Raw genomic sequence first — 11655 nt, forward strand, 5'->3', positions numbered from 1 at the left:
TATAGGATTCATCTTTTTTTATTTATATCTAAAATTATGCATTGAGTAAAACAATATAATAATTTAAATATCCTGCAAAACTTAACCAAATAATATAAGGTATTTGTAAAATACCTGCAAATTTATTTAATCTAAAGAAATTAAAAGTCATCCATATAACAGCTAATAAAAGGAACATGTGTAAATAAAAACCAGGAACAATTAAATGAAATTTAAAAAACACAAATGGCCATATAAAATTAGAAGTTAATTGAATATAAAAACTAGTTACAGCTAATTTATGATTTCTTTTTTCAAGAATTAAATAAAGGCCTATTCCCATAAAAGTATAAAGGAAAGTCCACACTAGTGGAAATACAAATGAAGGGGGAGCAAAGTCAGGAAGCACAAGTTTTTCATATAACTCCACTGAATTTTGATTAAAGAATCCTGAAATACCTCCAAAAAGAGTGGGTATTAATAGGCATAAAATAAATTTAGATAGCTTAAAATTTTTCATAAAAATCCTCCTTAAATCAAAATAATATCTATATATGTATTATACATCAAGAAAGTCATATTACAAAATTAATTGTAAAGAATTGACTTTGATAATTCATTGTGATAGAATGTTTTAAATTAAATACCATATAGAGAAGTTGAGGGACAGGCCCGAAGAGACTTCAGCAACCTACTTTGAAAGAAGTGTGGTGCTAATTCCTGATAGATGGCGAATATATCATATGAGACTCCTCACATCTATCAAAAGATGTGAGGATTTTTTATTATAAGGGAGAGAAAAGATGAAAATAAAAGAAATATTTGAGAAAAAAAAGACAACTATATCCTTTGAAGTTTTTCCACCAAATAAATATTATTCTTTGGAAGAAGTTTACTCTGTTATAGATAAATTATCAGAACTTGGTCCAGATTTTATAAGTGTAACTTATGGAGCTAATGGATCAGGAATGAGAAAAACAGCAGAAATTGCAGAAAAAATTCAAAGTAAAAATATTTGTTCATTGGCACATTTAACTTGTATAGGAGCAAGCAAAAAAGAAATTGAACATGTATTAAAAGACTTTGAAAAATATAATATTGAAAATATTTTAGCTTTAAGAGGAGATCCTCCAAAGGAATATTTAAATTTAGATAAGGGAGATTTTAAATATGCAAGTGATTTAGTTGATTTTTTAAAGTTAAAGGATAAATATTGTATTGGAGGAGCAGTTTATTCAGAAACTCATCAAGAAAATAATGATTTGTTGGACTTATTTAATTTAAAGAAGAAAGTTGAATCAGGAACAGATTTTTTAATTTCACAAATGTTTTTTGACAATAATAATTTCTTTGAATTTTTAGAAAAATTAAAGAAGTTGGAAATTAATATTCCAGTTATAGCAGGTATAATACCAATTACAAATAGTAAGCAAATAAAAAAAATAACATCTCTTTGTGGAGCGAAAATTCCTCCAAAACTTCAAAGAATATTAGATAAGTATGAGGACAATCCAGAGGCTTTAAAGGAAGCTGGAATTGGGTATGCAACAGAACAAATAATTGAACTAATTGCTTCAGATGTTAAGGGAGTTCATATATACACAATGAATAAGCCTGAAATTGCCAAGAAAATAATGGAAAATATTGCTAGAATAAGAGAAACATTTTAGGAGGTAATTATGTTTGATAAATTAAAAAATAAAATACTAGTTCTTGATGGGGCAACAGGGACAGAAATACAAAACTATAATTTAACAGAGGAAGATTTCAAAGGAGAAGCATTTAAAAATCACAAAACATTTTTAAAAGGTTGCAATGAAATTTTAAATATAACAAACCCTAGTATTATTAAAGATATTCATTTTAAATACATGGAAGCTGGGGCAGACATAATAGAGACAAATTCTTTTAATGCAAATAGAATTTCATTAGGGGAATATAATCTTCAAGAAAAAGCATATGAAATAGCAAAGAAAAGCGCTGCTTTAGCAAAGGAAGCAACAACAAAATTTTTTGAAAAATACAAGAAAAAAATATTTATAGCAGGGTCAATAGGCCCAACAAGTAAAAGTCTTTCAATACCTGTTGGAAATATTCCATACGAAAGAAGCTTAACTTTTGATTATTTAAAAGAAATCTATTATGAGCAAATTTTAGGACTTGTTAATGGGGGGATAGATATAGTTTTAATAGAAACTATTTTCGATGGACTTAATGCAAAGGCAGCTCTTTTAGCTGCAGAGGAAGTATTTGCATACAAAAATATAAATTTACCAATTATGATTTCAATGACTGTTAATAAACAAGGAAAATTATTATCAGGACAAAGCATGGAGTCTTTAGCAGTGGCCCTTGATAGAAAATCAATTATATCCTTTGGTTTAAATTGTTCTTTTGGTGCAAAGGATTTAATTCCTCTTATAAAGAAATTAGGAAAATTTGTAGATAAACCTATTTCATTATATCCAAATGCAGGTCTTCCAAATGAAGAGGGAAAATACAATGAAACTCCTCAAATAACAGTATCTTATCTAAGAGAACTTATTGATGGGAAGCATTTAAATATTGTAGGTGGATGTTGTGGAACTAGCTTTGAACACATTAAAGAAATAGTTTCTGCCACAAAGAATAAAGAGCCAAGAAAGTTTAATCTAGAAAAAAAACATAATTATATTTTATCTGGAAATGAAATTTATGATTTTAAAGGTAAGTTTTCTCCAGTTGGAGAAAGAAACAATGTTGCAGGTTCTAAACTTTTCAAAAGATTAATAGAGGAAGAAAATTATATAAAAGCATTGGAGATAGCTAGAAATCAAATAAAAAATGGAGCAAATATTTTGGATATTAATTTAGATGATGGATTACTTGACTCTTCCCTTGAAATGGAAAAGTATTTAAAGGTTTTACAAAATGATCCCTTAGTTTCCAAATATCCATTAATGATTGATTCTTCAGAGTTTAAAACCATTGAGATAGCCCTTAAGAGTACTGCTGGAAAATCCATTATCAATTCCATTAGTTTAAAAGAAGGGGAAGAAAAATTTATAGAAAAAGCTTTGATTATAAAAAAATATGGAGCCTCTGTTGTAGCTATGGCTTTTGATGAAAAAGGTCAAGGGGTTAATTTTGAAAGAAAAATTGAAATAATAGAAAGGGAGTATAAAATATTAAAAAGATTAGGATTTGAAGATTCAGAAATAATATTTGATCCTAATATTTTAACAATAGGTACAGGAAGTGAAAGTGATAGGTTTAATGGGGTGCATTATTTAAATACAATTAAGTGGATTAGAGATAATCTAGGTCCTGTTGGAATTGTAGGAGGACTTAGTAATTTATCCTTTGCTTTTAGAGGGAACAATTCATTGAGAGCTTCAATTCATAAATTGTTCATAGATAGGGCTAAAAAAATTGGAATGAATTTTGCAATAATGAATCCAGGGGAAAAAGCTCCAGCTTTATCAGAGGAAGAGATAAGGATAATAGAGTCTCTAATATTAGGAGAGGAAAACTCATTAGATGATGTACTTACTCTATCATTAAAAAAGAACGAAGTAAAGAAATCTAAAGTTGTATTAGAAGATTGTGAAAGTAAAATTAAACAAGCACTTATCTATGGTGGAAGTACAACTTTTCAAGAGGATATTGCAGAGGCTTTAAAAAAATATTCCCCTTTAACTATAATTCAAGAAATATTAATGAGTGGAATGGAAGAAGTTGGAAAAATGTTTGAAGTAGGTGAATTGTATCTGCCACAACTAATACGTTCAGCAACTGTTATGAATAATGCTATTGATATATTAACACCCCTACTTGCTCGTAATGAAAAAGTAACATCTAAAGGTAAGGTTGTAATGGCAACAGTGGCAGGAGACGTTCATGATATAGGTAAGAACATAGTGGGCACTGTTTTAAAATGTAATGGGTTTGAAATTTTTGATTTAGGGGTGATGGTTTCTAAGGATGAAATTTATAAAAAAGCAGTTGAAATTAATGCAGATGTGGTAACATTAAGTGGTTTAATAAGTCCTTCTTTAAAAGAAATGGAAAAAGTTCTGAAGCTTTTTAATGAAAATAATATGAATATACCAATACTTGTAGCAGGAGCCACAACATCAAAACTTCATACAGCATTAAAACTAGAGCCTCTTTATGAAAAAAAAGTAGTTCATGTTACAGATGCTCTAGATACACTTTCTTTAGTCTCTAAAATTTGTGGAAATACTCTAGAAAAAGAAAAATATTTATTTGAAAAAAATGAGGAACTAAAAAAATTAAGTGAAGCATATTATGAAAATAAAAAGATGAAAAAACCAGTTTGTGAAGTTAGAGAAAAATACGAAAATAAGTTAAAGGTTCCTAAAAACCTTGGAAAATTTTATTTGGAAATTCCTATAGAAAAATTAGAAAAGCATATAAATTGGAATTTTGTTCTTGAAAATTTAAAAGTTAGAAAAACAAAGGTTGAGAGGGAAACCTTGGAAGAAATAAGGAAAATTTTCAATGTTATGAAAGAAAAAAAAGTTGTTGCTAAAGCCACCTTTGGAATTTTTAATTGTGAAAAAAATCTAGAAAATGATCAAGTTAAAATATTAGCCCAAGGACAAGAAACAAAAATTAATTTTGTAAAATCTAGTTATAAAAACACAAAGGTTTCATTAAGTGATTTTTTAAACGAAAAAGATTATATAGGGGCGTTTTTAATTAGTGTAAAGAGTAATATTTTCCAAGAAAAAATATACGAAAAAATAATAGAAAATTTAATATTAATGGAGGCAGCAGAAAGTTCTTCTAAATATCTTCAAGATTATATAAGTGAAAGAATGTGGGAAATTAATATAAGACCTGCTATAGGTTATAATTCTATACCAGATCATTCATTAAAAAGAGTAGTCTTTGATATTTTAGATAGTGAGAAAACAGATGCTATTTTAACTGAGAATTTTTCAATGTATCCTTTAACTAGTGTTTGCGGTTTTTATTTTTCTTCAAATGATAGCTTTTATTTTTAAACCTAAAGCTATCATTTGATTATATTTTATTTTATTTAATCTCAACTTGTTCAGCTACAAATGTTGAGATTAAAATTAAAATACCTCCAGCTATTTGGAAAATATTCATAGGCTCTTTTAAGTAAAAAACAGATATTAAAACTGCAAAAATAGGTGTGATATAACTTAAAATTGCAATACTTTGTCCCTTTATATTTTTAATAGCAGAAAAATATATAAAAAAAGCAAATCCTGTATGAACAACTCCTATAATTATTAAATTTATTGATGATATTATATTTAAATCTTTAAAATTAAAGTCTTCAAATATTGATATGTATCCTAATAATAAAATAATAGCAGAAAAAAATTGTCCTAAGGTTTGCTCTAAGGAAGAAATATCCTTTAGAGATTTATTTATAATAATAACACTGGAGTAACAAATAGCAGTTAATATACCAAAAAATATCCCTAAAGTATGATTATATGAAATATTGTCATTTGGATTATTACTATTATAGAAGATTAGTAGCATTCCAATTATAGAAACAAAAACACAAATAATTTTTTTTATGTCAGGTTTTTCTTTTAAGAAAATTATAGAAAAAATAATCATAAATATAGGAGCACAATAGCAAGAAATAGTTGCTATTGAAAGGGTTGTATATTTGTATGATTGAAACAAAAATATCCAATTTAATCCTAATAGAAAACCAGAAGAAATAATTTTTTCTTTATTATCTAAGATTTGCTTTATAATTATTTTTTTGTTGCCAATTATAGTTAGAAAAATTAAAAAAAGAAATCCCACAGTTCCTCTAATAAAAGCTATTTTTCCAGAAGTTAAATCTATTTTTTTTACAAAAACTCCAAGGGTTGAAAACAACACAAGAGCAAAAATAAGTTTTAGTTTATTCATAATATCTCCTTGTATAATAAAATAGAACTATTTAATGAACTATTTATGTTACTTGATTTTTGAATATTTATAGGATACCATATAAAATGATTAAATTCACTATTAATTTATAAAAAAATCTCGATATAATTCGAGATTTTTTAACTATTTTTCAATTAATTTCATATAATAAGGTGTTCTCCTTGAAGAAATTAATTTTTCTTGGTTAAACCACCATTTATTTTGTAAGGTTTTAAAACTAAAAATCAAAGCTTCTTCTTTTTCATTAGAAGCAACAATAGGCTGGTCAAGTCCATACAAAGGATCTAAAGTATAAAGGCTACTTCTTCCTTGATAATTCTTATCTGTTCCTACAAAGTTAGCTACGATAGTATAAGCTTGAGAACTTATGGCAGTTGAATCCCATAAAGTCATAGATCCTTTAGGATATTTATTAACAGAAATATTTTCGTTTATTTCCATATCACTACCATACTGCCCATACCAGGCTGAAGGAATAGCAATTATATCAGCTCTATTAATAGCTAAAACTCCAGATGCTTCTGGGAACATTACATCTTCTCCAATTAAAATTCCAATTTTCCCTAATTTCTCTGAATTAAAAACTGATAAGTTATTTCCTGGTGTAGCCCATTTTTCATCAAATATATTTAAATGAGTTTTTTGATAAACACCAATAGTTTCACCATTTTCATTAATTAAAACAGCACTATTATATAGTTTTTCATCTTTATTTTCAATCATTCCAAAGACGATAGATATATTGTTATCCTTAGCCAATTTAGAAAAATATAAGTAAGAATTGCCATCTATTTTTTCTGAAAGTTTTTTAATTTCTCCTAAAGTTAAATTATCAGTTGGACCGATTAAAGAAAGTTCTGGCAAAATAACAAGATTTAAATCATTATTTTTATTTTTTGCATTCTTTATTAATGTAAAAATTTTATTTTTATTAGTTTCTTTATTTCCTACTGTAGGTTCATACTGGAAAGAAGAAGCAATAATTTTTTTTGAGTCATTGTTTTTTGTATAATCCCATGGTGAAATATATAACATCAAATCTTTATATAATTCAGGACGTCTTTTTTCTAAAGCAATTCTATTTTCATTATTATATTTTTTAGGATCAATAGTTGCATAAATTATAGTAGGTTCATTTACATCTTCTTCTTTTGTCATTAATGCAGGTGCTTCATTTAATTTTTTACCTTTAGGTGTCAAAATTGCGCTACCACCTATCATATGAAATCCATTTTCTGTATTTGATCTATTAGCACTTATTACATAAACTCCATTTTGTTGAGCTCTTGCAGGTAATGCAGAAATTGCTTGAGCTGATGAATTGGTAGGGAAGGCAAGTATGTTAGCTCCTTGAATTCCAGCAAGACGAGCACTTTCAAAATATGCTGAATCCATACAAATATTTATAGCAATTTTTCCTAAATTAGTGTTATAAACAGGAACTCCTAAATCTCCCCAAGCAGCCCAATGTTCTTCACTTTCCCATTGATGAGTTTTTCTATATTTTCCAATATATCCATCTGGTCCAACTAATGCAGCAGAGTTATAATATAAATCTGTTGTTCTATCTACTTCTGGCATTCCAAAAATAATATAGGTCTGGTATTTTTTAGTTAGTTCTGAAAATTTATCTGTAGTTTTTCCAGGAAGAGAATCTACAAATGGCTTGATAGAATTTCTATTTTTATAGTAGTAACCTGTTGTAGACATTTCAGGAGCAACTACCAGTTTAGCTCCATTTTTAAAAGCAGTTTCAGCTACTTTTAATAAGTCATTTACATTTTGATCAAGTTTATTTAACTGAGGATTAAATTGAATGCTTGCTACTTTAAATGGTAAGATATTTTTATCAGCTTCTTTTTTAAAACATGCAGAAAAAAGAGATAAAAGAGTACATAATATAAGTAAATAAAAAATTCTATTTTTTTTTATTTTAGAATAGGTCATGTAAATTCTCCTTTTATATTTTTTAATTAATAATAAAGATGGATTTATAATCCATCTTTATTAAGGGTATATTATTTTATTAATTAATCAAGAATAGTAGCTATTATTTCTGCTTCTCCTTCTCTTAATTCATCCATTGGCATTTTATAAGAACCATATTTAAACTTACAAAATAAAAGCATAGCTATACCAATAGCAACGAGAATAGCTCCAATTGGAATTACTCCCATGGATACTGCAAAAACAGGAACTAAAGTAACTATAAATAGTTCTACAACAGATTGAAGAGTATAGGCAGTTCCAAAATCACTTAATGTTCCACTTTTCATTTCAGGGTCAACAATTCTAAGAAGAGTTACGCCAACTGCAACAACTCCAGTTATATATCCAAAAATAAAGATGGATCTTTCAAACCAGAAATTTCTAAATAATCTTCTACCTACAAAGAATACTAAAACACATGGCCAAGCTATACCAACAGTAACAAGAACTAATATAGGTCCTATAAATTCAAGTACAACTGATAATTTTATAGTTGCAATTCCAAAAGCGACTAAATAGTCAGTAACTCCACTTCCTGTTCTATCAATTATTCTTTTATCAACATATGTTCCATATCCTGTTCTATTTAAAATAGATTGAATAATAACTCCAACAATCATAGTAACACACATTAAGGGAACTTCTACTCTAGGAAAATATGGCTTATATGCATAGTAAATAGCATATCCAATACCTGTAGTCATAAGAATAAGTCCAATATGCCAAGCTAATGGATCCATAGCCATAGGATGAATAGTTTCATCTCCCATTGTTTGTCTTTTTTCTAGCGGGATCATTCCAGTTTTACATTCTTCAGGTAATGAACCTATACTTTTAACTAACCTTGTAGCTCCTTTTCTAGTAGCATAGTTAATACAAATTATTCCTCCAAAAATTCCACTTAGAAGCCCTAAAGTTGCAAAGGTTTGACCTATTATAACCCCATCAGTTCTATCTAATAATGTATTAATAGTTCCACCAATAGCTGCAGCATAACCATGTCCACCCATGAATCCTGCAGGAAGTAAAACAGCTATTTCAGAAAATACATTTGGGAACAATAGTATTACTAATCCACCACCTACTAAACAGGCTAATCCGAAACATAATATTTCACTAGACATATTTATTAAAAATGTATCTCCTACTTTGTTAACTGTTTCTTTAAAATTAAATTTTTCTTGTTTACCTAAAAAAATACCAGCAAATAAAACACAAACTAATAAATAAGGATAAGATCCTGTTTTACCACTAAATGGTAAAATATTTAAAAATTGTGGGCCTCCAAATAATCCTAGAAAACCTGCTACAAGTGAAGAAGGAATATAATAATTTTGTAAAAATTTTATTTTACTTCTCATAATTTGTGCAACAAATAAAAGGCCTGACATAATACTGAAATCTAATAACATTGAATACGGTGTAAAATTCATTTTAACCCCCTTGTTTTGTGTAGTATAAACATAAAAAAATATTAGATCTTAATGTTATAGATAAAATAATATTAATATCCAATATCTTGATAAAGCTAAAATTTCTAGCTTTATCAAGATTGTTTTATCTATTTAATAAATTTAGCAAAGAAATTATCTAATGCATCCATTAGGTTTAAAAATTTAGGATCTTCATCAAACATCCATTCATTATGTTTTCCTTCAACAAAATACAATTCTTTAGGTTCATTGGCAATTCTATATGCTTCATCAGCTTCTATTCTGTCGTGAAGTTCATTATATTTTCCATGTCCTACAAATACACCACATTTAAGTCTTTTTAAAGCATCTTCCACATTAAATCTAAAGAAAGAATCTGCTATTGCTGTGGACATTGCAGTAGGAAAAGCTTCTCCAGCATCACCGTTAGCAATTTTATCTACTCCACCATTTATTTTTTTAAGAGTGTTATCCACATAGAAGTCTCCAGATTCAGTGATGTTAGGGTAAGCAACATAAGGATGTCTCATAACTAAGTCCCCAGTAGTAGCTCTAGTCATTTTATCCTCTTCTAACATCTCAAGGGCTCTATGATATTTGTCATTCCCCATACCCATTCTCATCCAACGATCACCGTCTACAAAGGAATTAAGTGTGGCAATTACTTTAACTGTTGGTTCACGTCTAGCACATTCTATACAAACTGCACCTCCAACTCCCCAACCAATTAATCCTATTTTATCTTTATCAATCTCAGGTTGAGCTTTAGCAAAATTAATAGCAGCACAAATATCTTCAACTTCCCTTTCTAGTGTAGTGTATTTAGCTATTCCTTCAGTTGGTTTAAATCCTCTATAATCAAATCCTATACAAATATAACCTTTTTTTACTAAGTTTCTTGAGAATAATTCAGGGTAAACTACTTTGATTCCTGTCCATCCTGAGTTAGCGATAATTACTGGTCTTTTTTCCCCTTCTTTATAGTCATCTGGGTAATAAATAGATCCTAAAACTTTGTCACCTTCACTGTAAAAAATTACATCTTTTTGTTTCATTTACATCACTCCTTGTTTGAATTATCTTCATTTTCATATTTAGTTTCTTTTGATACATCTATTAAATCACAGTTAAAAGAATTTGTCAAACCTTTTTATTTTAAAAAAGTTTTTAAAAACTTTTTAATGGTTCTTTCTTTTCTTTTTTCGGGAAGTTATCTTGCGAAAATAGTTTAAATAAATTTTAAAATATTTATTTATATTGTAGATTATGTTATGATAATTTTAGGTAAAGATTTTTTCTTTGCAAAAATTCCTTTTTATATTTGGTTTCTTTTGATGATAAAAATATAAAAAGGAGCTTAATTATGAAAGAAAAAAATAAGTGTATTGTAGAAAGACTGCTAGAAGGAGCTTATGATCTTCATACTCATACTGAACCTTCAGCTTTCAATCGAGCTTTAGATGATTTTGATTTAGTTACAGAAGCAAACGAATTTAAAATGGAAGGGGTTTTAATAAAAAGTCATTATGAGCCTACTCAATCAAGAGCAGCTTTAGTAAATTTAAAGAGTAATTTAAAAACTAGAGTCTATGGAGGAATAGTATTAAATTGGCCAAACGGTGGTCTCAACCCATTTGCTGTTGAAAATGCTTTGAAAACTGGAGCTATAATTGTATGGATGCCAACAAGAGATTCTGAAAATTGTTTAAAATATGGAGATATGCCTGGAGATTTTTTTAAAAGATCTGGAATTTCAATATTAGAAAAAAAAGGAAAGTTGAAAAAAGAAATTTATGAGATATTTAAAATAATGAAAAAATATAACAGCTATTTAGCGACAGGACATTTAAGCATTGAAGAGTCTATATTATTATGTGAAGAGGGTAGAAGGTTAGGTGTTAATATGATTCTTACTCATCCTGAATGGCAAAGAACAATGATTGATGGAAAGACTCAAAAATATTTAGCCACTTTAGGAGTTTTAATAGAAAAAAATTGGCTCAACATTGCAGAACATTCAGTTACAGCAAAAGAAATGGCAAGTAATATTAGAAATGCAGGAATTGAGAATGTTTATCTTTCAACAGATAGGGGACAAAAAGGTTTTGAAACTCCAGTTTATGGAATGATGAAATTCATGGAAGTTTTACTTGAAGAAGGATTTACAGAAGAAGAAATTAGAATAATGTCTCACGAAGTGCCCAAATTAATTGTAAATAGATTGTCAAAATAAAAAAAGCTATGTAATATAGTAAATTTTAATTTATTGTCATTAAATTAAATATATTAAAAAAGTGCCCCTTTTATCTTAGATAATTAAGAT

8 protein-coding genes and 1 riboswitch are annotated in these 11655 nt (G+C 27.9%); of the genes, 3 read left to right on the forward strand and 5 right to left on the reverse strand.

The annotated features are described in order from the left end of the window. Positions 1–34: 34 nt before the first annotated feature. A complete protein-coding gene (locus tag GIL12_RS04880) occupies positions 35–499 on the reverse strand; it encodes a TspO/MBR family protein (RefSeq protein WP_163469262.1) in 465 nt (154 codons plus the stop codon). Positions 500–622: 123 nt separating this feature from the next. After that, a riboswitch (SAM riboswitch) is annotated at positions 623–729 on the forward strand. A 53-nt stretch (positions 730–782) separates the two neighbouring features. Here GIL12_RS04880 and metF point away from each other — a divergent pair. Both metF and GIL12_RS04890 read left to right on the forward strand, forming a co-directional pair. Then, positions 783–1649, forward strand: a complete 867-nt coding sequence (metF, locus tag GIL12_RS04885) for a methylenetetrahydrofolate reductase [NAD(P)H] (RefSeq protein ID WP_163469264.1) — start codon at positions 783–785, stop codon at positions 1647–1649. 9 nt (positions 1650–1658) lie between these two features. After that, on the forward strand, positions 1659–4991 hold the full coding sequence (locus GIL12_RS04890; RefSeq protein WP_163469266.1) for a homocysteine S-methyltransferase family protein: 3333 nt from the start codon (positions 1659–1661) through the stop codon (positions 4989–4991). Between the two features lie 31 nt (positions 4992–5022). Here GIL12_RS04890 and GIL12_RS04895 read toward each other — a convergent pair whose 3' ends face one another. The 4 genes from GIL12_RS04895 to GIL12_RS04910 all read right to left on the reverse strand — a co-directional run bounded on the left by GIL12_RS04895 (position 5023) and on the right by GIL12_RS04910 (position 10387). Further along, positions 5023–5889, reverse strand: coding sequence for a DMT family transporter (locus tag GIL12_RS04895; RefSeq protein WP_163469268.1), 867 nt, complete (start codon positions 5887–5889; stop codon positions 5023–5025). A 144-nt stretch (positions 5890–6033) separates the two neighbouring features. After that, positions 6034–7857: a nitrilase-related carbon-nitrogen hydrolase gene (locus GIL12_RS04900; RefSeq protein WP_163469269.1), complete on the reverse strand. Its 1824-nt coding sequence runs from the start codon at positions 7855–7857 to the stop codon at positions 6034–6036. An 83-nt stretch (positions 7858–7940) separates the two neighbouring features. After that, positions 7941–9332 (reverse strand): sodium/glutamate symporter, encoded by a 1392-nt coding sequence (locus tag GIL12_RS04905; RefSeq protein WP_163469271.1) that lies wholly within the window; start codon positions 9330–9332, stop codon positions 7941–7943. Between the two features lie 128 nt (positions 9333–9460). Further along, a complete protein-coding gene (locus GIL12_RS04910; protein WP_163469272.1) occupies positions 9461–10387 on the reverse strand; it encodes an alpha/beta hydrolase in 927 nt (308 codons plus the stop codon). Between the two features lie 308 nt (positions 10388–10695). Here GIL12_RS04910 and GIL12_RS04915 point away from each other — a divergent pair, with 308 nt between their 5' ends. Next, a complete protein-coding gene (locus tag GIL12_RS04915) occupies positions 10696–11565 on the forward strand; it encodes a DUF6282 family protein (RefSeq protein WP_163469274.1) in 870 nt (289 codons plus the stop codon). Positions 11566–11655: the final 90 nt, after the last annotated feature.

This window comes from Fusobacterium sp. IOR10, assembly GCF_010367435.1.
GTDB lineage: Bacteria > Fusobacteriota > Fusobacteriia > Fusobacteriales > Fusobacteriaceae > Fusobacterium_B.